This is a genomic window from Novosphingobium sp. BL-S-24, assembly GCF_055521575.1.
Genome location: NZ_CM145488.1, coordinates 712,197 through 735,125 on the forward strand (window position 1 = coordinate 712,197; position 22,929 = coordinate 735,125).

Annotated in this window: 18 protein-coding genes; 6 read left to right on the forward strand and 12 right to left on the reverse strand. The window is 61.2% G+C overall.

Features of this window, described 5'->3' with window-relative positions; genetic code table 11:
- Positions 1-123 precede the first annotated feature (123 nt).
- From ACZ1JM_RS08590 to dapA, 8 genes are all read right to left on the reverse strand, one after another.
- Positions 124-2,607 (reverse strand): TonB-dependent receptor, encoded by a 2,484-nt coding sequence (locus tag ACZ1JM_RS08590; RefSeq protein ID WP_465134409.1) that lies wholly within the window; start codon positions 2,605-2,607, stop codon positions 124-126.
- A 481-nt stretch (positions 2,608-3,088) separates the two neighbouring features.
- Positions 3,089-3,886, reverse strand: a complete 798-nt coding sequence (locus tag ACZ1JM_RS08595; protein ID WP_465134410.1) for an outer membrane protein assembly factor BamD — start codon at positions 3,884-3,886, stop codon at positions 3,089-3,091.
- A 146-nt stretch (positions 3,887-4,032) separates the two neighbouring features.
- On the reverse strand, positions 4,033-6,681 hold the full coding sequence (gene alaS / locus ACZ1JM_RS08600; RefSeq protein ID WP_465134411.1) for an alanine--tRNA ligase: 2,649 nt from the start codon (positions 6,679-6,681) through the stop codon (positions 4,033-4,035).
- A gap of 318 nt (positions 6,682-6,999) precedes the next feature.
- Positions 7,000-8,073: a recombinase RecA gene (gene recA / locus ACZ1JM_RS08605; RefSeq protein ID WP_465134412.1), complete on the reverse strand. Its 1,074-nt coding sequence runs from the start codon at positions 8,071-8,073 to the stop codon at positions 7,000-7,002.
- Positions 8,074-8,194: 121 nt separating this feature from the next.
- On the reverse strand, positions 8,195-10,642 hold the full coding sequence (locus ACZ1JM_RS08610) for a hybrid sensor histidine kinase/response regulator (RefSeq protein WP_465134413.1): 2,448 nt from the start codon (positions 10,640-10,642) through the stop codon (positions 8,195-8,197).
- Positions 10,639-11,229: a DUF2062 domain-containing protein gene (locus ACZ1JM_RS08615; RefSeq protein WP_465134414.1), complete on the reverse strand. Its 591-nt coding sequence runs from the start codon at positions 11,227-11,229 to the stop codon at positions 10,639-10,641. The genes ACZ1JM_RS08610 and ACZ1JM_RS08615 overlap by 4 nt, the downstream gene beginning before the upstream one ends.
- The gene (smpB, locus tag ACZ1JM_RS08620) at positions 11,226-11,708 is read right to left on the reverse strand and encodes an SsrA-binding protein SmpB (RefSeq protein ID WP_007678650.1); all 483 of its coding nucleotides are present in this window, start codon (positions 11,706-11,708) and stop codon (positions 11,226-11,228) included. Before smpB ends, ACZ1JM_RS08615 begins: the two co-directional genes overlap by 4 nt.
- A 115-nt stretch (positions 11,709-11,823) precedes the next feature.
- Entirely contained in the window at positions 11,824-12,705 is an 882-nt protein-coding gene (dapA, locus tag ACZ1JM_RS08625; protein WP_465134415.1) for a 4-hydroxy-tetrahydrodipicolinate synthase, read from the reverse strand.
- Positions 12,706-12,805: 100 nt separating this feature from the next.
- On the opposite strand from dapA, the gene ACZ1JM_RS08630 reads away from it, so the two are divergent.
- The 4 genes from ACZ1JM_RS08630 to ACZ1JM_RS08645 all read left to right on the forward strand — a co-directional run bounded on the left by ACZ1JM_RS08630 (position 12,806) and on the right by ACZ1JM_RS08645 (position 16,628).
- The gene (locus tag ACZ1JM_RS08630) at positions 12,806-14,785 is read left to right on the forward strand and encodes a lytic transglycosylase domain-containing protein (RefSeq protein ID WP_465134416.1); all 1,980 of its coding nucleotides are present in this window, start codon (positions 12,806-12,808) and stop codon (positions 14,783-14,785) included.
- Between the two features lie 66 nt (positions 14,786-14,851).
- Positions 14,852-15,367 (forward strand): transcription elongation factor GreB, encoded by a 516-nt coding sequence (greB, locus tag ACZ1JM_RS08635; protein ID WP_465134417.1) that lies wholly within the window; start codon positions 14,852-14,854, stop codon positions 15,365-15,367.
- Positions 15,358-16,131, forward strand: coding sequence for a TSUP family transporter (locus ACZ1JM_RS08640; protein WP_465134418.1), 774 nt, complete (start codon positions 15,358-15,360; stop codon positions 16,129-16,131). The genes greB and ACZ1JM_RS08640 overlap by 10 nt, the downstream gene beginning before the upstream one ends.
- Positions 16,128-16,628 carry a hypothetical protein gene (locus ACZ1JM_RS08645; RefSeq protein ID WP_465134419.1) on the forward strand — a complete coding sequence of 167 codons (501 nt, stop codon included), beginning with the start codon at positions 16,128-16,130 and terminating at the stop codon, positions 16,626-16,628. The genes ACZ1JM_RS08640 and ACZ1JM_RS08645 overlap by 4 nt, the downstream gene beginning before the upstream one ends.
- Before the next feature lie 60 nt (positions 16,629-16,688).
- Here ACZ1JM_RS08645 and ACZ1JM_RS08650 read toward each other — a convergent pair whose 3' ends face one another.
- Complete coding sequence (locus ACZ1JM_RS08650; RefSeq protein ID WP_465134420.1) at positions 16,689-17,357, reverse strand: outer membrane protein; 669 nt, start codon at positions 17,355-17,357, stop codon at positions 16,689-16,691.
- Positions 17,358-17,640: 283 nt separating this feature from the next.
- On the opposite strand from ACZ1JM_RS08650, the gene rlmN reads away from it, so the two are divergent.
- Positions 17,641-18,966 (forward strand): dual-specificity RNA methyltransferase RlmN, encoded by a 1,326-nt coding sequence (rlmN, locus tag ACZ1JM_RS08655; RefSeq protein WP_465134421.1) that lies wholly within the window; start codon positions 17,641-17,643, stop codon positions 18,964-18,966.
- 35 nt (positions 18,967-19,001) lie between these two features.
- Here rlmN and ACZ1JM_RS08660 read toward each other — a convergent pair whose 3' ends face one another.
- The 3 genes from ACZ1JM_RS08660 to ACZ1JM_RS08670 all read right to left on the reverse strand — a co-directional run bounded on the left by ACZ1JM_RS08660 (position 19,002) and on the right by ACZ1JM_RS08670 (position 21,544).
- Positions 19,002-19,808, reverse strand: coding sequence for a LysR family transcriptional regulator (locus ACZ1JM_RS08660; protein ID WP_465134422.1), 807 nt, complete (start codon positions 19,806-19,808; stop codon positions 19,002-19,004).
- 36 nt (positions 19,809-19,844) lie between these two features.
- A complete protein-coding gene (gene apaG, locus ACZ1JM_RS08665; RefSeq protein ID WP_465134423.1) occupies positions 19,845-20,243 on the reverse strand; it encodes a Co2+/Mg2+ efflux protein ApaG in 399 nt (132 codons plus the stop codon).
- A gap of 92 nt (positions 20,244-20,335) precedes the next feature.
- A complete protein-coding gene (locus tag ACZ1JM_RS08670; protein ID WP_465134424.1) occupies positions 20,336-21,544 on the reverse strand; it encodes a trans-sulfuration enzyme family protein in 1,209 nt (402 codons plus the stop codon).
- A 47-nt stretch (positions 21,545-21,591) separates the two neighbouring features.
- Between ACZ1JM_RS08670 and ACZ1JM_RS08675 the strand changes: the two genes are divergently transcribed.
- Positions 21,592-22,926, forward strand: coding sequence for a phospholipid carrier-dependent glycosyltransferase (locus tag ACZ1JM_RS08675; protein ID WP_465134425.1), 1,335 nt, complete (start codon positions 21,592-21,594; stop codon positions 22,924-22,926).
- The last annotated feature ends 3 nt before the right edge of the window (positions 22,927-22,929 follow it).

Here is a 22,929-nt window from a genome sequence, read left to right on the forward strand (position 1 = left end):
AGCGGATGACGATCAACCCGTCACCCTGCTTCAACAATTTGCGTGCATTTCGAAACGGGTGAAAAAGGTTCAGCGGCCACGGGGATACGTGACCGCTGAATGATTGCTCGGTCTGATCGAGGATCAGAAATTCGATTTGATCGTAAAGCCCCAGGTCCGCGGATCACCCGGCAGGCCGGCGATCAGGCCCGTGTTACCCGGCCCGACGAACAACTGCTCAAAGTAATTGCGATCAAACGCGTTACGCACCCACCCGTAGACATCGAACCCGGATTCAGTACGGAAGCCGGCGCGGAAGTTGTGCAGGGAATAGCCGTCTACCCATGTGTATCTGGACGGAGTCGGGTTGGAGGAGAAATTGGACCTGACACTCCCGTCATATCCAAAATACACCTCCCCTTCCTTGCCAAGCAAAGAAACCGGAGCGTTTGCTTCAGCGCCGAACGAGAACGACCATTTGGAAACGCCAGGCAAACGCGATCCAGAAATGTCGCAGTTTGCTGGGCTGGACGTGCCGCCCGACAGTTCAGGCGGGCAAGGCGCATCCACGAACTTGCGATAAGTAGCATCCGTGTAGGCACCATTCACATAGGCGTTGAAGCGTTCACTCGGTCTCACCGAGAAATCAGCCTCGACACCTTGTGAGCGAACTGCGCCAGCATTGGCGAGGTAACCGCGCAATACGCCATATTGGCCATTGTTCACGTTGGCTTGGTAATTCGCGATGTCGGTTCTGAAGATCGACAAGTTCAACGTCGCGAGACGGTTCCAGAACTGCGTCTTGACGCCAGCCTCATAGTGATGGACCGATTCAGGCTTGACGGTCGCCGCAGCTAGGATGGGATTGTTGCTACCATCCACTGGAACGCCATTCTGGTTGATACCGCCTGACTTGAAGCTCTTCGCGTATGTGGCATAGACTAAAACATCCTGCGCCACTTTGTAGCTAGCGGTGAAATCGTAGCTGAAATTCCAGTCGCTAAAGGTCGGGGATATTTCCTGCGGCGTGTAGATTGCCAACTGCGCAGTCTGACGAGGAGTGTACGACGCTTGGCCTAGCAACAACTGATTGCCCTGACCATCGAATACACGGCGCTGGTAATATCCTTCTTTCTTATCGTAGTTCAACCTTACTCCAGGCTGCAGCGTCAACTCTGGCGTAACGTGCCAGCTCAGCTGCCCATACAGCGCAGCGCTGGTATTTTTCAGGTACTGGGTGTTGTAAGCGACAAGTCCATTGAGGACGCTGGGATCACAAGCTAGCCGGTTTGCTTCCGTCGGACCGCAGCCAGCTGACCCTGGCGGCACCGCAGTCATCGATCCCGGATTAATGCTCCAGCGGCTCGCAGCTGCGCCCTGCGCCTCTGTTCCCTGCGTGTCGATTCGTTGATAGAAACCGAAAGCGCCGACGACGAAATCGATTTTGTCGCTGCTGTAGTTGTATCGAAGTTCCTGCGTGTACTGGTCTTGTTGCGACGGGTTTTGCGAGAGCGCAACGATCGGGAGGCCCGTAAAGTCACGATCGTTCGAAGGATCCCAATCCCAGAACCTCCATGCAGTAATGGACGTCAGAGTACCTTCGCCCAATTCCCAATTGACGCGAAGAGAAGCGCCGCCGATCTTGTTTTTAGCCTTTAGCGGAGTGTCCAGATCAGTAAGACGATCAAAGGGATTCCGGCTGACCGGCTCGTAACCCTGCGCTTGCGCCAACGCCTCGAACTGGCGGTTCAAGGGGCGTTGAGTCAGACCGGTACGGACATACACCGACCCACAGCAGTTGGCATCCTGAGTGCTGAAATCGCCAGCAAGGGTGACATTCAGCGTTTCGGTTGGCTTCCACAGGAGCTGTCCGCGGATCCCAAGATTGTCCTGGCTCTGAATCCATTGGTCAGTGGTGACGTTGTAGATCGTGCCACGACGGCTAGTCGATGATACGGCCAGTCTAGCGGCAAATTTCTCGCTGAGAGGTCCCGAGATAGCGGCTTTAGCCTGCTTGAAGTTGTAGTTGCCTACCGAAACCTCTGCCTTTCCTTCAAAATCGAAAGTAGGCTGGTTGGTGGTAATATTGATGGCGCCCGCCGTCGTGTTCTTACCATAAAGTGTTCCTTGGGGACCGCGCAGGACTTCAACCTGCGCGACGTCAAGGAAGTCAAAAGTCGCAGATGCAACGCGGGAATTGTAGACGTCGTCGACGTAAATGCCGACGCCCTGTTCGATACCATCATTGGTCAGTCCAAATGGCACGCCCAACCCACGAATGTTAACTGCAGTATTGCGCGGATTAGACGAATAGAACTGCAGTGTGGGAGTGATTTGCTGCAAACGACCGACATTGAACGATCCGGTCGCATCAATATGTTCGCCACCTACCACGGAAATTGCCAAAGGAACGTCCTGGCTTGATTCCTGGCGTCGGCGTGCGGTGACAACAATATCGCTACCGCGATCTCTTGCCCCCGTGCCGATCGACGACGTTTCCTGTTCCTCACTTACGGCGACGTTTCCTGCTGCAACAGGCGCATTGTCCGCAAAAGCCGGCGATGTTCCAAGCAAGGCTGACGAAAGAAAAGTGGTCGCAAAAAGCGTGCGGCGAACAAACAAACTCATTTATTCAAATCCTTCGATCAGGGAATTGAATTGTTCCGGAATACCGGCATGCGCCTGCCTATCGGGCTTGCCCTCTCAAGCCCGCGACGCGATCCGACAACCGTCGGCGCATTGACGCCCGGCCATCAGCAATTTTTGAAGTGGCGTTACGCCACGCGGTTTTGGATGATTTCCCTTTAAGCCTAAATGCCCTCTGTCGAGATTCTCTAATCTCAACTATTTTGATGGACAATAGACTTCAGCTTTCAGGGACTAAAGGGAAACTCTCTGAGCTGTCGCACGAATTGTAGCGGCCGATGCTGCAACACACCATCATCGCGCGCCGGAACTCGCCCCGCCTACGACGCTTAATGTCCACGGGCTGCGGCCTCGGCTCCGAGCAGCATTGGCCTAATCCAAGTGCGTCCTGTCGCAACAAAGTCGCAGAAATGCTGCTAGACTTCGAACGCAGAACCGGCGTTTGACGGAATGGCGCTTTAAATCAAGTCGCGAGGTTCTGCGGCGCGTACTTGTTCATCAACTTGTACGCCCGTGCATACCAATCGCTTCCGGGATAGTTTCGCTCCAAGACCGCAGCAGCTTTCTGCGCCTCGTCGGGGACACCGAGCGACAGATAACCTTCTACCAACCGAAAAAGCGCTTCAGGCGTATGGCTCGTAGTTTGGAAGTTGTCGACCACATTGCGGAAACGCAATGTCGCAGCGAGCCATTTTCCACTCCGCTCATAAGAACGCCCGATGGTCATCTCTTTGCCGGCCAAATGGTCGTTCACCAAATCGACCTTCAACTTCGCGTCCGAAGCGTAGGATGTCCCAGGATAACGTCTCATCACGTCAGTCAAGGCCTGCTTGGCCTGCTGTGTCGTCTTCTGATCACGGGTCACATCGCTGATTTGCTCGTAATAGCAGATCGCAATCAAATAATACGCGTATGGCGCATCCTTGTTGCCCGGATGAATGGAAAGGAAACGTTGCGCCGACTGGATCGCCTTATTGTAATCGCGAGCCGCATAATAGCTGAATGCACTCATCAACTGTGCACGCCGCGCCCATGGTGAATAAGGATGCTGCCTTTCAACTTCGTCGAAAAGAGCGGCCGCCTGCTTGGTTCGACCCGTTTCCAACTGATTCTGCGCAGCCGCATAAAGCGTATTCACGTCACGAGCGACGTACGCCGTGTCACGATTCTTGCCACCTCGCCCTCCACACCCGGACGTCAGGACAATCGCGCCAGTGGCGGCGAAAAGAAGGGCGGTTTTCAGGCGCGAGCGTTCGAACATGGAGGGTCTATAGCCAGCGGTTCGCTGAACGCCAAGTGAAGTTCCATCAACGAAATGGCCCGACCTAGTGAAGTGGGACAAAAGGACCAACCACGACTCCACCATACCGCAGTATCACCGACACGAAAGGAACCGATTGCCGAGGCCTAGCCCTGCAGTTCCGCTCTTATAGCGGCGATCGCATCACTGGCCTTGGAACCGTCTGGCCCACCCCCTTGTGCCATGTCGTCCCGTCCGCCGCCGCCCTTTCCACCCAACACTTCGACGCCCTTCCGAACAAGTGCGACCGCGCTGACTTTCTCCACCAGATCGCCCGTAACGGCGGCGGCGATGCTGGCTTTTCCTTCGTTTACAGCCACGATCACCGCGACACCGGACCCCAAACGCTGCTTTGCCTGGTCCAGCAGCCCACGAAGGTCCTTGGGATCGAGACCGTCCAGCACGTGGCCTGAAAATTTGACACCATTGATTACTTCATCAGCGGCCGTCGGGCCGGCAGAGCCGCTACCCAATGCCAGTGCTTTTTTGGCTTCAGCCAGTTCTCGCTCCAGCTTCCGGCGCTCATCCAACAATGCCGCTACTCGCGCTTCCACATCTTCCGGAGTGGTTCGCAAAAGGCTCGCTGCATTTTTCAGAGCTTCTTCGCGTCCGACAAGCCATTTGCGGGCACCCTCCCCGGTCATCGCTTCGATCCGCCGGATGCCAGACGATACCGCACTTTCCGACACGATGCGAAACACGCCGATATCACCTGTCGCACGCACATGCGTGCCACCGCACAGTTCCACCGAATAAGTCCGCTCCCCTGAGGCGCGTCCCATCGATAGTACGCGGACTTCATCACCGTATTTCTCGCCGAACAACGCCATCGCACCGGCAGCGACTGCATCATCCGGGCTCATCAGACGCGTTAGCACCTGCTCATTAGCCCGGATCTCCGCGTTTACCTCAGCTTCAATCGCAATAATGTCTTCGGGTGTAAGCGCTTTTAGATGTGAAAAGTCGAAGCGCAAGCGATCGGCAGCAACCATAGACCCTTTCTGCGTCACGTGGGCGCCCAAGCGCCCCCGAAGAGCGGCATGCAACAAATGCGTCGCAGAATGATTAGCGCGCACCGCGTCCCGATGCTCTTGGTCCACCGTCAAATTGACTACGTCGCCAACCTTAATGCTACCGTCATTGACCTGACCAATCATCGCGTTGAGCCGCCCGAGCGGCTTTGCGGTATCGCTGATGGATATACTCAGTCCACCAGCACCGGCGACAGATCCCGAGTCACCAACCTGCCCACCTGATTCGCCGTAAAATGGAGTCTGGTTCGTGAGAACTGTTACCAGTTCACCCGTCGATGCCGACGATACTTCACGGCCGTCCTTCACCAACGCAACAACTCGACCTTCGCCGGCAATCGATGTGTAGCCGGTGAACTCGCTGCCCCCTTCACGCTCGGCGATGTCGAACCAAACCTCGCTGTCAGCCGCTTGGCCCGAGCCTTTCCATGCAGCGCGCGCTGCGGCTTTCTGTTGGGCCATGGCCGAATCGAATCCGGCCTTGTCCACCGAGATTCCGCGCGAGCGAAGCGCATCCTCGGTCAAGTCATAAGGAAATCCGAACGTGTCGTAGAGCCGGAACGCGGTGTCGCCAGGCAATTCTCCGCCTTCCGCAATGCCAGCGGTGGCTTCGTCAAGGAGTTTCAGGCCGTTCGACAAAGTCCGCCGGAACTGAACTTCCTCCCGTTCGAGCGTTTCTTCGATCAATGGCTGCGCACGGCCAAGTTCCGGATATGCCTGTCCCATTTCAGCGACCAATGCGGGCACTAAACGGTGCATCAGCGGATCTTTTGCGCCGAGCAAATGAGCATGACGCATTGCGCGACGCATAATCCGCCGCAGAACGTATCCTCGCCCTTCGTTCGAAGGCAGCACGCCATCCGCCAACAGGAAACTCGTCGATCGCAGGTGATCGGCTATCACTCGATGGCTGGCCTGGTTATCATCGCGTGCGGCGACGCCGGTCAAACTTTCAGAAGCGGCAATCAATGCCTTGAAAGTGTCTATATCGTAGTTGTCATGAACGCCCTGCATGACGGCCGACACGCGCTCTAGGCCCATGCCGGTATCGATGGATGGCTTTGGCAGATTTCCTACGATCTCTCCAGCAGCCTGCTCGAACTGCATGAAAACCAGATTCCATATCTCGATGAAACGATCACCGTCTTCATCCGGCGATCCGGGAGGGCCGCCCCAGATATGATCACCGTGATCGAAAAAGATTTCGGAGCAAGGGCCGCAAGGTCCTTCGTCGCCCATCGCCCAGAAATTGTCCTTGGTGGCAATCCGAATGATCTTCTGCTCTGGCAATCCGGCGATCTTCTGCCACAGATCAAACGCTTCATCATCAGTATGATAAACTGTTACGAGCAGCTTTTCTTTCGGAAGTCCCCATTCCTTGGTCAGGAGCGTCCATGCGTGTGTGATGGCTTGCTCTTTGAAATAATCGCCGAACGAGAAATTTCCGAGCATCTCGAAAAATGTATGGTGCCGTGCCGTGTAACCGACATTGTCCAGGTCATTGTGCTTGCCGCCGGCGCGGACGCATTTCTGCGACGACGTCGCACGCGGGGTGCTACGTGTTTCCAGACCGGTGAACACGTTTTTGAACGGCACCATGCCGGCATTCACGAACATCAGCGTCGGATCGTTGTAAGGAACGAGCGGCGCTGATTGTACGGCTTCGTGACCATTGCTGGCGAAATAGTCGAGGAAAGACCGGCGGATTTCGTTGGTCGTCTGCATATTCGCGCCGATAAGCCACCAGCGCCACGTCGGCAAGCGGTTGTCTGCGGTCAGACTGTTCGGGATTTGCGATGAGAATTCGGCTTTTTGCTCATCAACGAGGCTAGATTTTTCGTTGGTGGGAACGCGGATGGGGGTTGGTGGTTATCTGATGTGAAGGCCGGCGCGGTTCTTTCCCCCTCCCCCTCCTGAACCGCGTCGGCCGACTTTAGTTGATCAAACACATGCGGCGGCGCCCTGAATGAGCGGCGATCAGCAACAAAAAACCCGGCTGGTTAGGCCGGGTTTTTTGCTTCTTGTGAGAGAGATCAACGCCGATCAGGCATCGTCTTCCTCGGTCGGACCGACCATCATTTCTTCGGCCAGGCCTTCCGTCTTGGTGCGGATAGCCTTTTCAAGGCGATCGGCGATCTCGGGGTTGGTCTTGAGATAGGTCTTCGCGTTTTCACGACCCTGACCGATGCGGATCGAATCGTAGCTGAACCAAGCACCCGATTTTTCGACAATGCCCGCCTTGACGCCAAGATCGAGAATTTCGCCGATCTTGGACACGCCCTCACCATACATAATGTCGAATTCGACCTGCTTGAACGGGGGCGCTACCTTGTTCTTGACGACTTTGACGCGAGTCGCGTTACCCACGACCTCGTCCCGATCCTTGATCGCGCCTGTGCGGCGGATGTCGAGGCGAACCGATGCGTAGAACTTGAGCGCGTTACCGCCAGTGGTGGTCTCCGGGTTTCCGTACATCACGCCGATCTTCATGCGCAGCTGGTTGATGAAAATCACCATGCAGCGTGAACGGCTGATCGAACCGGTCAGCTTGCGCAGCGACTGGCTCATCAAACGGGCCTGCAGACCGACATGGCTGTCACCCATTTCGCCTTCGATTTCCGCACGCGGAACGAGAGCCGCAACGGAATCGACCACCAGCACGTCGATCGCGTTCGAGCGAACGAGGGTGTCGGTGATTTCGAGCGCCTGTTCACCGGTATCCGGCTGCGAGACGATCAGTTCATCGATGTTGACGCCCAGCTTCTTGGCATAGACCGGATCGAGCGCGTGCTCCGCGTCGATGAACGCGGCAGTTCCGCCCATCTTCTGAGCTTCTGCAATGCAGTGCAGCGCCAGCGTGGTCTTGCCCGAGCTTTCCGGACCATAGATTTCGATGACACGGCCACGGGGCAGACCGCCCACGCCAAGCGCGATGTCGAGACCCAGTGACCCGGTGGAAATCGCTTCGACCTGCATCGTCTCTTTCGAACCCAGCTTCATCGCCGAGCCTTTTCCGAATGCCCGATCGATCTGGGCAAGCGCTGCCTCCAGCGCCTTTTGACGGTCCATTGATTCCTTTTCCTTGCCTTCCTGGATCAGCTTGAGCTGAGCAGCCATGTCTCTTCCTCTCTGCTACCGGGCTGACCGGAAAGGTCAACGTCACGACATGCTGTGTATTCGCTTTGTTCCGGTAGAACAAGAGGAGAACTTCATTGGTTTTCCGTTTTTTAACGGGTGGCTAGCTCTTTGCCATAAGCGACAGAACTTCCCCGACTTTTTCCGAGAGCTGCTGGACCGAGAACGGTTTGGGCATGAACCAGGCGTTGGCGATGCCGATCTGCTTGCGCAATTGTTCCTCAGCATAGCCCGACATGAACAGGACGGGCAGGTCCGGCGCGAACCGGCGAATCTCGCGCGCCATGGCCGGGCCGTCCATTGTCGGCATGACGACGTCCGATACGACGAGGTCGAACTTGCCGCCTTCCTGCACGAGTTCCAGGCCCTCTTCACCATCACGCGCGCATGTCACCTGATACCCCTGCCGGGTCAGGGCGCGCTCAGCCACGACCCGAACCGGATCCTCATCCTCGACAAGCAGGATCGCCCCGCCCCCTGCCCAGCGGCTTGGCGGGGGCTCCTGACGAGCCTGCGTGATTTCCGGCACGCTGCCCGGCGCGACGTGATGCACGGGCAAGTACACGGTAAAGCGAGTGCCTCCCGCCTTCCCGCCATGCGCTACTTCGCTTTCAGCAAAAATGAATCCGCCCGACTGTTTGACGATACCGTAGACCGTCGACAGCCCGAGGCCGGTGCCCTTGCCTTGTTCCTTGGTGGTGAAGAACGGCTCGAAGATCTTACCGAGAATTTCGGGAGGAATTCCGCCGCCGGTGTCCTCCACGATGAGCGCGGTATACTCGCCAGCAGGAATGATTTCGCTGCGCATGGCGCGCACGTCGGTCGTCGTCACTTTGCGAGTCGCCAGCGACAGGCGTCCAGATCCGTCGCCCCGGCTTTGCATCGCATCGCGCGCGTTGACGGCAAGGTTGACGATGACCTGCTCAAGCTGGGTGGGGTCGGCACGGACCGGTCCCAGATCGCGATCATGCGTGACGACCAGTTGGATTTTCTCGCCAATCAGGCGACGCAGCATCTGCGAGACATCGGCCACGATGTCGGGAAGCTGCAATGTCTCGGGCCGCAGCGTCTGTTGGCGTGAGAAGGCCAGCAGCTGGCGGGTCAGCGATGCGGCGCGATTCGAATTGGCGCGGATCTGCTGGATGTCGTCATAGTCCGAATCGCCCGGCGTATGGCGCATCAGCATGAGGTCGCAGGTACCCAGGATAGCAGTGAGCACGTTATTGAAATCATGCGCCACGCCGCCCGCCAACTGGCCGACTGCCTGCATCTTTGTGGCCTGCGCCACCTGACGCTTGAGCCTTATTTCCTCCGACGTGTCAGTCAGCCCGAGAAGCACCGCCGCGTCGCCCAGTCCGCGCACGCCGGCCAGGCTGAGAGATACGGGATCCTCCGGCTGCGACACCAGTCGGATCGCCAGGTCCCCGGCCGCCGCCGGACCTTGCGTGAACCGTCGGATCGCCTCAGCGAGAGCCCGCTTGTCGTCCTTGACGACCATGTCGGTCGGGAACGTTGGCGGCGGCTGGCCTTCCTGACCGGCCGCTCGCATGAAAGCGGGGTTCGCGAACAGCAAGCGGCCATCCCTGTCGGCCATGGCGAGGCCGAGCGGCAGCTGGCTGAGCAGCGCCTCCAGATGCGGGGCGGAGCCGGTGCCGCCGCCGCTGGCGCCGATACCCTGCGATGCTTCGACCACCAGCATCAGCGAAGGGGTCGTGGCCGGGTCGGGATCGTTCGGAAGATCGGGGTCGGCCACGGGCACATGATAGAGAACAAGTGCGCCGCCGCGCCCGCTCTCGCGCGCCCAGCCGATGCGTTCGCCTTCTTCCTGGCTGAGCAGCGCCACGAAATCGGAGCCGGTCATGTCCGCCTTGGCATTGCCGAGGGCGCGCTGCGCGAACCCGGCGCTGGCGGCGCGAATCATGCCGTCGGGATCGACCAGCGCCGCAGCGATGCCCGCCTTGGAGAGGCCGCGCCCCAGCTTGCCACCCAAATGCTCGATCAAGGTAACGACCGGGTCGGTGGCGTTGACGCCGGTGATCCGCCAAACGAGGAAATCGTCACCGCGACCGGCGCGGCGGACGTCCGCGCGCCAGTGCACGCCTTCTTCGTTGGAGATTTCCGCCGTTCCATGGCCATCGCGCCATGCGCGGCGAGTGGCGTCGGCAAGCCGCTCGAGCGATCCGTGGACTACCGGCAATCGCGGCGGCGCGCTGCCAGCCCCGAACCAGCTTTCGAAACAGGGATTTGCGCACGTAAGCCGTCCCGCGCGGTCAGTGATGGCGATGGCCATGTCCGGTCGTTCGATGGCGGCGACGGTTACCGACCAGTCGGGATGAGCGAATTCAACTTCTGCGGAGGGGGCGCGACGGCGCGACACCGCCCAGGCAATCGCACCAAGCGCGGCGATGGTCGCGCAGAATATGAGCAGCAGCACCCCATCCCCTGACACCGCCCAGACCAGCAGCGCGCTGAGGACCAGCGCCGCAATCACGATGAGCACGTCGGAGCGGGGCTTCAGGAACACACCCGTTCCCCCGGTCGGGGCCTTCATGCAAAGGGCTCCGATTCGGTCGACTGAACCGTGTGCGGCCGAGCGAACCGCGCCCGTCGGGCGTGATGCTTGCGCCCGATCCACCAGCGCCAGAACCAGATGGCGACGACATACCCGATGGCGGCGCTGACCGTCGAGATGACCAGGAGCCCGACCAGCAAAGCCGGCGCGGCATCGGACAGCAGCCAGCGGGTCCATTCGGCGATGTCGGCCTTGCTTTGATACAGGGCATAGAACGTCGATAGGTCGGCATGATAGCCAAGGTGATTGCCCAGCCAGATGGACGCCGCGAGAATGAACGGCGTCGTCGCCGGATTGGACAGGAACGTCATCGCGGCGGCGATCGGAATGTTGCCGCGAAACGGAACGCACATAAGCGCGGCGCCGACGATCTGCACCCCCGGGATCAGCGCGAAGATGCCGATGAACAGGCCCACCGCGACGCCTCTAGGCACCGAGCGTCGGGTGAAACGGAATAGTTCCTGGCGACGAGCGAGAGGCGCGGTGAAGCGGTTCGCCTCAAGCTGTTCGTGAGTGGGCATCTGGCGGTGCAGCCATGCCCCCAGGCGCGCCAGCAGAGTGCTCATCCGTGATCGCGCATGATGCGGGCCTGATCGCGCTTCCATTCGCGATCCTTGATGGTGGTGCGCTTGTCCGCCGCGTTCTTGCCCTTGGCCAGCGCCAGTTCGACTTTGGCGCGGCCCCGGCTGTTGAAGTAGATCGAAAGCGGCACGAGCGTCATGCCCTTGCGCTCGACCGCGCCTTGCAAACGAGAGATTTCCCGTTCGTGCAGCAGCAATTTTCGCGGCCGCTTCGGGACGTGGTTGAAACGGTTGCCGTGGCTGAATTCGGGCACGTTGGCGTTGACCAGCCAGCACTCCCCGCCGCGAATCTCGGCAAAGGATTCGACGATCGACCCCTCCCCGAAACGCAGTGATTTCACTTCAGTGCCGGTCAGGGCGATGCCTGCCTCGAACTTGTCCTCGATGAAATAGTCGAACCGGGCCTTGCGGTTTTCCGCGACGGTCTTGGCTTTGTCGAAAAGGGAGTTCTGTGGGCGTGCCATGATCAGCCGGATGTAGGGATGTCCGTCACAAAAGGGAACGGCGGATCGACCGTGAATGTCGGGCGGGGCCTGAGTTTATCCTCACCCCGCCGCATTGCTACGGGTTACTGCGTATTCAGAGCAGTCCGGCGTGGACGAGTGCTTCGTCCACGGCGGTGCGGGCCTTGTCTCCGCAGGGGACGAGCGGCAGGCGCAGTTCGTTCTCGATCCAGTCGTGCACCTGGGCCAGCGCGTACTTGCACGGCCCCGGCGAGCTATCCTCGAACATGGCGTAGTGCAGCGGATAGAGCAGATCGTTGAGGCGGCGTGCTTCCTCGAGGTCGTTGGCGGCGCAGGCGGCCTGGAAATCGGCACACAACCTTGGTGCGACGTTGGCGGTTACCGAAATGCAGCCCACCCCGCCCGCGGCGTTGAAGGGGAGCGCCAGTTCATCGTCACCGCACAGCTGCACGAAGTCCTTGCCGATGCCCATGCGGTGATCGGTGACGCGGCTGAGATCGCCGCTTGCGTCCTTGATGGCGATGAACCGCCCCGGATAACGGCGCGCCAGTTCGCACACGGTTTCGGGCAGCAGGTCGGTCACGGTGCGTCCCGGTACGTTATAGAGCACGATCGGCAGGTCGATGTTCTCGGCGAGGTAGCCGAAATGCGCCAGCAGCCCGTCCTGGCTAGGGCGATTGTAGTATGGCGCGACAAGCAGGGCGGCGGCGGCACCGCACTTCTTGGAGAACGTCATGTGCAGCAGCGCGTTCATCGTATCGTTGCTGCCGCACCCGGCAATGATCGGCACCCTGCCCGCCGCCTGTTCGATGCACACTTCGATGACGCGATGATGCTCGGCGTTGGAAAGCGTCGAGTTTTCCCCCGTCGTCCCGCACGGCACAAGCGCCGCCGATCCCGATTCGATCTGCCAGTCCACCAGGCGGCGGAAAGCCTGCTCGTCGAACGCTCCATCGCGAAAAGGTGTGACAAGCGCAGGAATGGAGCCGGAGAACATGGACTTTACCTCAACTGATGGTCCATGATCGCACGATCAGGGGAACCGCCCCCTTTCTCGAACGTCATGTTCAGCGCCTGATAAGGAGCCTCTTTCCAAAATGTCCAGCATGTTGAGAACCCCCACCCTGCTGCTGAGCATTTCTCTCGCCGCTTTCACTTCTCCAGCCCTGGCCCAGAACGCCAACACCGATGGCCGCGAATGGGACGCCGCCCGTGCACAGGCGATGCAGTCGCACGACATGGCTGTTCATCAGTCCATCGACCGGTGGAAGCAGCTGTCCACGAACGATCGCATGGGCTTCTATGCCTACACCAGCTTCCTGCTCGCCAATCCGGGCTACCCGCAGCAGGACAAGATTCGCGGGTATGCCGAAAAAGCCCTGCTGACGGAATCGCCGGACGCCGGATCGATCATCGCCTACTTTGACCGATTCGAACCGATGAACAGCAAGGCGGCGGGCCGCTATGCCGTCGCTCTGTCCAACATGCGCCGCGCCGATGCCGCCACCAATGCGGTCGCCGCCTGGCGCAAGGGAAGCCTGCTGCCGTCCGACGAGCCGACGCTGCTCGGCCTTTATCGCGACAGGCTGACCCCGGCCGACCACGATGCCCGCATGGACGCGCTGCTGTGGCAGGGCGAAACAGCGCAGGCGGAGCGCCAGATCTCGTTTGTATCGGCTGGCCGTCGCGGCCTTTTCATGGAGCGGCTCGCTCTCCTTCAGGGGCAGGCCCCCGGCGCTTCGGGCGTCACGCTGCCCTCCGATGCATCGTCCGATCCGGGATACATCTATAACCGGGCGCTTCAGGCGCGGCGCACCGGCAACATTCCGGGGGAGGTATCGCTGCTGGCGAACCGCCCGCCGTTGGCCCGCCCCGTTCCCGAGCCCGAGCTTTGGGTGCGCGAACTGCTGAACGCCGCCCGCAGCGCGGACGATCGCAGCGCGGTGCGGATTGCGGCATCGATCGATGACGGCTTCGCGCCGGGCACCGACGTCAGCCGACAGTCCTACCGGGTGCGCGACGATTACACGACCCTGGTCTGGCTCGGCGGCACGAAAGCACTGTGGTCGCTTGGCGATGCCCGAGGCGCTGCCCCGCTGTTCTACCGTTACGGTGCGGCGGCGCAGACCCCCGGCACGCGGTCGAAAGGTTTTTACTGGGCTGGCCGTGCGCTGGCGATTGCCGGGGACACGGCGGGCGCGAACCGGTATTTCGAAATGGCCGGCCAGTATCCACAATACTTCTACGGCCAACTTTCTCTGGAGAGGCTGGGTCGAGCGATTCCCAATCTGGACACGCGGTCAAACGCCTCGCCCAGCGCCGCGCAACGTACGTCCTTCGCGTCATTGCCCATCACCAAAGCGGTGCGGGATGTGGCGCGCGATGCCGATTGGCGGACCGGCGTTCAGTTCTATCGCGAAATTTCCGAACAGGCACAGACGCCGGAAGACTACGTGCTGGTGGCCGACCTTGCCCGACAGATCGGACGCCGCGATCTGGCGGTGATCATGGGGCAAAGCGCGCACGCCAGCGGGTTCGACCAGTTTGGCCAGATCTCCTATCCACTGATCCCGACACCGGCGGGCACCAACTGGTCGATGGTTCACGCGCTGACCCGGCAGGAAAGCCAGTTCGCGCAGAACGCCCTCAGCCATGCCGGGGCCAGCGGCCTGATGCAGTTGATGCCCGGCACTGCGCGCGAGCAGGCTGGGAAGATGGGATTGCCATACGACCAGTCTGCGCTGGTGAGCGATCCCACCTACAACATTCGGCTTGGCGACGGCTACTTCGGCCGCATGATGACGTATTACGGCGGTGCTACCCCGCTTGCCGTGGCCGCCTATAACGCCGGGCCCGGCAACGTGAACAAGTGGCTGCGCGCCAATGGCGATCCGCGCACCGGATCGGTCGACTGGATAGACTGGATGGAGCAGATCCCCATCTATGAAACCAAGAACTACGTGCAGCGCGTGCTGGAAAACGCAGTGGTGTACGAATCGATGTACCCGCGCCAGTCGGACTACACCGGATCGAACAAGCTGACGCGGCTCATGCCCGGCAAGCGCAAGCCGGGCTGATCATTGGCATCGCATAAGCAGCGGCCGCCGCTTGGCGCGCCGCTGCGCTTTGCTTAAGGACGGCGCATGACAGACGCCGCCAAACACTCCGGCCCGCCGATAAGCCCTGAAGGCATGGCGAAACTGCGCGCACGCTACGACCACCTGCTGGGAACGGAGAGGCCCGCAATCGTCGAGATCGTCTCCTGGGCGGCAGGCAATGGCGACCGGTCCGAGAATGGCGACTACCTTTATGGCCGCAAGCGGATGCGGGAAATCGATCGCGAACTGGCGTACCTCGCCCGGCGCATGAAAGCACTGCGGGTGGTCGATCCGGTCTTTCAGGCAGAGCGCGGCAAAGTGTTCTTCGGCGCGCAGGTCGAACTTGCCGACGACGACGACCAGCGCATGAACGTCACCATCGTCGGCGATGACGAGCAGGACGCGTCCGCCGGTCGCATCGGCTGGAGCGCGCCCATCGCCCGTGCCTTGCGCGGCGCCGCCGTGGGCGACCTGCGGATCGTGCGCCTGCCTTCCGGCGAAAAGGAATGGGAAGTGATGGCAATCGCCTATCCTGAAGGCGCGTCATCGACATGCAACTGACGATCGACGCGGTCCTGTTCCTGCTCGCGATCGCGTTTCTCGCAGGCGGCATCGATGCGATGGCGGGCGGCGGCGGGCTGCTGACGATCCCCGCGTTGATGGCCACCGGCATTCCGCCAATCTCTGCCCTGGCAACGAACAAGCTGCAAAGTACCGTGGGCACTGCATCTGCGTTCCTGAGCTATCACCGCGCCGGTCATGTCGATCTCAAGTCCTTCGCCGTTCCGGCCATTGGCGCTTTCCTTGGCTCATTCGCCGGGGGGACGGCCGTGCAGTTCATCGATCCATCGTTTCTCGCGGCCTTCGTGCCGATCCTGCTTGTGGCGATGGGGCTGTATTTCCTGCTCGCCCCGCCGATGAGCGAGGTGGATCGCAAGGCACGCGCCAGCAAGTGGGCGCTCACCGCGATCGTCACCGGTATCGGCTTCTACGATGGCTTTTTCGGACCCGGAACCGGCTCGTTCTTCACCACCGTGTTGGTGGCGCTCGGTGGGCTGGGGCTGGTTCGCGCCATCGCCAACACCAAGCTGCTGAACCTTTCGACCAACATCGCCGGTCTGGGCGCGATGATCTCCGGTGGCAAAGTGCTCTGGCTGCTGGGCGGCGCGATGGCCGTCGCCAACGTGGCGGGCAACCAGATCGGTGCGCGTCTGGCGATGCGCTATGGAGGCAGGGGCGTGCGTCCCCTCTTGGTGATACTGTCGTTCGCGCTGACGGCGAAGCTGATGGCCGATCCCGCAAACCCTTTATGGCGGTGGCTATGATCGTGCGTGCCCCCCTTTGCGTCGCAGCGCTGGCCGCAACCCTTGCGGCGATTCCGACAAATGCCCGCGACAGCCTTGGCCTCTACGGCGGGTGGGGATCCTTTCGCGACGCTCAAGTGCCGCGATGCTACGCCATCGCCATGGCCGAACCGAACGCGATGCAGCGCGATTTTCAGCCTTATGCGGCGATCGGAACCTGGCCGCGAAAAAACGCCCGCAATCAGGTCGACTTCCGCCTGTCACGCAAGCTGGCCACCAACGCGAAAGTGCGATTGCGCATTGGTGATCGCCGCATCGACCTGATCGCCGGGGAAGCCGATGCCTGGCCTCGCACCGACACGGACAACGCGGCGATCATCGCGGCGATGCGTTCATCCTCATCCATGACGGTGAGCAGCCGCGATGCGCGCGGGCGGCCTTTCAGCAACATCTGGAGGTTGGCCGGAGCTGCCTCCGCGATCGACGCTGCTGCGATCGGCTGCGCTGGCTTTCGATGACACGAGAAAGGGCGAGGTCCGCAGACCCCGCCCTTCCCAGTTACCTCAGCTTCGAAAGCGTCAGAAACGAACGCCGACGCCTGCCATCACCTGGTGACGATCAAGGTCGAGGTTGAAACGATCGCCGTCCGGGAAGTCGTTCCGGTAATCGAGTTCGCCCTTCTCGTAGTTGGAATAGCGATACTCGACTTTGACGAAGGCATTGTTGCTGAGCGCCTGCTCGACGCCTGCACCGACCCGCCAGCCGTCCGCGTCGAGGTCGGTGTTGGTGGTCACCGTGCCGACCGCGTTGCGCACGTCGAACTTGGCGTTGGTGTAGCCGCCCTTGGCGTAGATCATCGTGCTGGGGGTGACGACGAAGCCGAGGCGCGCGCCTACGTAAAGGTCGCGGTTGGTCTTGACGTTGCCAACACCAAAACCTTCGAAATCACCGTCGTTGAACTTGGTCTTGGCGGTCGACCAGGTCACTTCGGCTTCAGGTCCGGCCACGAAATTGCCCATGCGGAAATCATATCCGGCGCCAACGCCATAGGCCAGTCCGTCGATGGACTGGTCGTTATCCTCGTTTACGTCATCATCGACGCTGCTGCCAGCCTTGGTCACATCGTAACCGGCCAGCGCCTCGACGTGGAAGCCCGAGAACGGATCGACCGGGGCCACGTTCTGCGCCATGGCGGGAGCGGAAGCCAGAGCCGTTCCGGCGGCGAGGCAGGCAAGAAACTTCTTCATATTGGTACTCCGACTTTTTCAATCGACGGATTTTCCGCCGTATCATTGGTGCGACCCGTGTGCGGTATGCCCGCCTCGGACCTATCAAATGCCCACGATGGCTCCGAAGTTTCCTGAACGTAACACAACGAAAAGCCTGATGTTTTTCGGCCACACTTTGCGGTGCGTGGCCGCTGGGTCGCGATCAATTTCGGGAACGTCCCGGCTGATCATGCTTTCGCGCGAACGCTCCCACCGGCGCTGTCTTTCGTTTCGGGTGGATTTGCACTATATGGCGGCCATCATGCCAGACACGATCAATTTCCCAGCCGGGCCGGACACCGGTCTGGCCGCCGCAGGGCTCATGCCTGTCCAGGGCCACGTCGACCCCGTGCCCGTCCCGCGCCCGACGATCGTGGACGGGGTTACGCCCCGCGAAGATGGCCGCACCGATCTGATCGGCCTCCCCAAGAACCGCATCGCCGAGCTTTTCGAAACCGCCGGGCTCGATGCCAAGGCTGCGAAGCTGCGCGCCAAGCAGGTCTACCACTGGCTTTACCATCGCGGCGTCACCGAGTTCGACGCGATGACCGATATCGCCAAGACCATGCGCCCATGGCTGACGGAACGCTTCGTGATCGGCCGCCCCGAGATTATCGAGGCCCAGCATTCCACCGATGGCACCCGCAAGTGGCTGCTGCGCACGGCCGACGCCCACGATTTCGAAATGGTCTTCATCCCCGACGCGGATCGCGGCACGCTTTGCGTTTCGTCTCAAGTCGGTTGCACACTGAATTGCCGTTTTTGCCACACCGGCACCATGCGTCTGGTGCGCAACCTGACGGTAGGGGAAATCGTCGGACAGGTCATGCTGGCCCGTGACGCGCTGGGCGAATGGCCCAAGGGCGCGAGCGACGTGCGCCCTGCCACCATGGCCGGCCTCGATGATGACGAGGACGAAGGCGATTACACGTCGGACGGGCGCCTGCTGACCAACATCGTCATGATGGGCATGGGCGAGCCGCTTTATAATTTCGACAATGTCCGCGATGCGCTGAAACTGGTGATGGACGGCGACGGCCTGGCCCTGTCCAAGCGCCGTATCACCTTGTCTACCTCCGGCGTCATCCCGCAGATGGAGCGTTGCGGACAGGAGATCGGCGTCAACCTTGCCGTGTCGCTCCACGCCGTGACCAAGGACGTGCGCGACGAGATCGTGCCGATCAACAAAAAGTACGGGATCGAGGACCTGCTGCAGGCCTGCGCCGATTATCCCGGCGCTTCGAACGCGCGGCGCATCACCTTCGAATACGTGATGCTCAAGGACAAGAACGACAGCGATGCCGACGCGCGGGAGCTTGTGCGGCTGCTGCGCAAATACGATCTGCCCGCCAAGGTCAACCTGATCCCGTTCAATCCGTGGCCCGGTGCAACCTACGAATGTTCGACGCCTGAACGCATCCGCTCATTTTCCAACATCGTGTTCGAAGGCGGTATTTCCGCCCCGGTTCGCACCCCGCGCGGACGGGATATCGATGCCGCCTGCGGTCAGCTCAAGACAGCTGCCGAAAAGAAAAGCCGCGCGGAACTCGATCGCTTGTGGGCGGAAAAGGAAGCCGCGCTGGGCTGATCGGACTGTGACGGAGCAGGCGTGCGATCTGACGTTTACGCCTGTTCCGCCAGTGCGGCGACCAGATCCTTCACCTTCTTTTGCCTCCACTGCGGCAGTGGCGCGACCAGCCAGTAGCCGCGCCGGCATTTTTCGGCTGGACCGATCGACTGGCGCTGCGCCGGGTCGGTAATCCCGTCTGCCAGCAGTGCCGGAACGCGCGCCCTCCCGATCCCCGCCAATGCGGCAGACAGCGCCTGCCCCGCATCACCTACCGAGATGTTGGGCTTTGCGTCTTCCTCATTGCCGGATTCATCGGCGTCAGGGGCGGGATCGCCCGGCCAGCCGATCCAGTCTCCACGCCCCACTTCGACCCATTCCGCCGATCCAAGCGCCAGACCTTCCAGATCGCCCGGCCCGTCGGTCCAGCGGACTGCCAGATCGAGATTCGCCTCGGTGAAGTCGGTCATCTCGCCATCGACCAGTACGTACTGCACTTGCGGATTATCGGCGCGAAAGGCAGCAAGACGCGGCGCCAGCCACGCCGCGAAGAACTCACGCGGGGCGGCGATCGTGTAGACATGGCTGGACTGCCCTGCCTGCATCGCCTGCACGGCATCCTCGAAGTGCAGAAACCCGGTGCGCAACGCAGCAAGCCCGGCGCCAGCTTCGTCTGTCAGTTCCAGACCTTTGCTGGTGCGGCGAAACAGCACGATGCCCAGCAGATCTTCCAGAGCGCGGATCTGTTGCCCAACCGCCGCGGGGGTGACGGCCAGTTCGTCCGCCGCACGGGTGAAGGACAAGTGCCTGGCGGCGGCGTCGAACACGCGCAAGGCGTTGAGAGGCAGATGAGTGCGCTTCATGGCGCTTCCCTATTCACTAGGGCAGCGTCGGGCAAGTCAGCCCGCAGTTGCCGGCGCCGCCAAAGGGAAGAAAGGGATGAGCGCCTGGAATTCGCGGCCATCCTGACGCACGAACGTATAGTGCCCTTCCATCGACCCCTGCGGCGTGGAAAGGGGGCATCCCGATACATAATCGTGGCTTTGCCCCGGCGCGAGGACAGGCTGTTCGCCGACGACGCCCGCACCATCGATGATATCCACTTTGCCGTTGCCGTCGGTAATCCGCCAGTGCCGGGTCATGAGCTGAACTGTTTCGCCCGTCTCGTTCTCGATACGGATATGATAGACCCAGAACCACTTCCCCGCCTCGATGCGGGACTGCTCGGGCAGGAAGTTGACAGCGACACGCACGGTCAACCCGTCGGTCATGGCACTATGTTGAAACAATTCCTTCATCGCCGCACCAGAGTAACGACGATTGCGCTCGCCCACAACCGTAATGGACCGGGCCTGCGATCATCGTCAGGCCCGGTCTACCGTCACGCGATTCAGAGGCCGACTTTGCTCAGCGCCTGATCGAAATCCTCGATCAGGTCATCGGCATCTTCCAATCCGATGTTGATACGCAGCATGCCCTCGCCGATCCCCATCGCCTCGCGGGCTTCCGCACCCATGTTGTGATGCGTGCTCGACGCCGGGTGGCACATCAGTGACCGCGAGTCGCCGATGTTGTTGGAGATGTCGATCAGTTGCAGCGCATCGAGCAGCGCGTGGGCCTGTTGCCGTCCACCATCGAGCACGAAGCTGAAGATGGGGCCGCACGCGTCCATCTGTTTTTGCGCCAGCGCCTGCTGCGGGTGGCTCGCGAGCCACGGGTGCAGGATCTTCGGTACGCGCTGTTCGACAAACTGGCCGACTTTCAACGCGTTCTCGCTCTGCTTCCTGGCGCGCAGATCAAGCGTCTCCAGCCCCTTCAGCACTACCCAGGCGTTGAACGGCGACAGGTTCGGACCCGTATTGCGCTGAAAAGGCAGCAGCTTGTCGTTGATGAACTCCTCGCTGCCGCAGACCGCTCCGGCCAGCACGCGGCCCTGCCCGTCCATCAGCTTCGTCGCGGAATAAGCGACGACGTCGATGCCGAACTCCATCGGCCGCTGCAGCGCGGGCGAGCAGAAGGCATTGTCGACCACCGTCGTGATCCCGTGCGCCTTGGCAATCGCGGCGATCGCGGAAAGATCGGCGATGTCCATCGTCGGGTTGGCGGGCGTTTCGAAGAAGAAGACCTTGGTGTTGGGCCGCACCGCCGCTTCCCACGCGCTGAGGTCGCTTGCATCCACGACCGTCACGTCCACACCGAAGCGCGGCAGAAGATGGTCGCCCAGCCAGCGACAGGAGCCAAACGCCGCGCGGGCAGTGACCATGTGATCGCCCGCCGACAGTTGGCACAGCAACGCCGCCGTCATCGCGGCCATCCCCGACGCCTGCGTGCGACAAGCGTCCGCGCCTTCGAGCAGGGCAATCCGCTCCTCCAGCATCGCGACGGTCGGGTTCTGCAGACGCGAGTACGTCATGCCGTCTTCCTCACCCGCGAACCGGGCGGCGACGGTGGCGGCATCGTCGTAGCAATAGCCCGAGGTGAGGAACAGCGCCTCGCTCGTCTCGCCCATTTCGGAGCGCCACGTTCCCCCGCGAATTGCGCGGGTGGCGGGACGCCAGTTGCGAGTTTGAGTGCGATCCTGTCCAGTGGTACGTTTCATGCGCCAAGCCTCTATAAGCGCGCGGCATCGAGTGCAAGCACGCGCCGTTGACGGGCCCGCTTGCCCTTGGCGGCGAACCTCCTTATCCCGCCGACCCGATGCCCGCTGCTGCTCCCCAAAATCGTGATCCGCTGGGCTGGTGCCTGCTGTTGGCCCTCGCTTTCGAAGCCTTGGTCCTGTTCCGGATCGGCACGCCGACCCGTTATTATTTCGATGAGATCCACTACGTCCCCGCCGCGCACAAGCTGCTGGAACTGATCCCGGCCAATCGCGAGCATCCGCTGTTCGGCAAGGAAGTGATCGCCGCCATGATCGAGCTGCTGGGCGACCGGCCGCTAGCCTGGCGACTGGGGCCGGCCCTGTTCGGGGGACTTGGCCTGTTCGCCTTCGCCCGGCTGACCTGGCATCTGACCCAACGCCGCCGCGCCACGATCCTGGCGACGGTGCTGCTCGGCACCAACTTCATGTGGTTCATCCAGAGCCGCATCGCCATGCTTGACATGATCTCGGCGGGGCTGTGCATGGTCGGCTTGTGGCAGTTCGCCGCTGCCCTGCGCGCTCGGCGACCCTCCGGAGCGCGGCTGCATCTGGTTTTGAGCGGCATGGCGCTCGGCCTGTCATTAGGAGCGAAGTGGAGCGGGGCGCCAGCGTTGATAATGCCGGGCCTGGCCTTCTTTGTGCTGCGCGTGGGTGAGACCGGCCTATGGCATATCGGCAGGCGCGGGGCAGGACCGATCAAGGGGATTACCCTGACCGAAGCTGCCGTGTGGCTGGGCGTCCTTCCGCTCGCGGTCTATTGGGCGACCTATCTTCCGGCGATGTTCTACGCCCATCACACGCTTTCGCCGTGGGGCGTGATCGAGCAGCATGAACTGATGATCCGGCTGCAGGACAGCGTGCGCAAGCCCCATCCCTACCGCACGTACTGGTATCAGTGGGTCGGTGACTGGCGGGGCATCTGGTATCTTTTCGAGAACGTGGACGGGGCGCAGCGCGGCATCGTGATGATCGGCAACCCCGTCTCGATGATCTGCGGGATCGCCGCGCTGGGCTGGAGTCTGTTCGCGGCCTTCACGCGCCGCAGGTGGGACGCGCTGGCGTTCGCGGTGCTGTATTTCGCGTGCCTTGGCATGTGGATCGTCAACGGCAAGCCCGTGCAGTTCTACTACCACTACCTGTTGCCCGGCGCTTTCCTGATGGGACTGCTGGCGTTGGCACTCGACCGGCTGTGGGACCGTCGTGATCGCTGGCGGCTGGTGGCCAGAGGTGTCGCAGGTCTGGCCGTGGTCGTGTTCGTTGTGTTCTACCCGATCATCTCAGGCGTCGCCCTGCCCTATCGCACCGCTTACAACTTCTGGATGTGGCTGCCGAGCTGGCGCTGACCA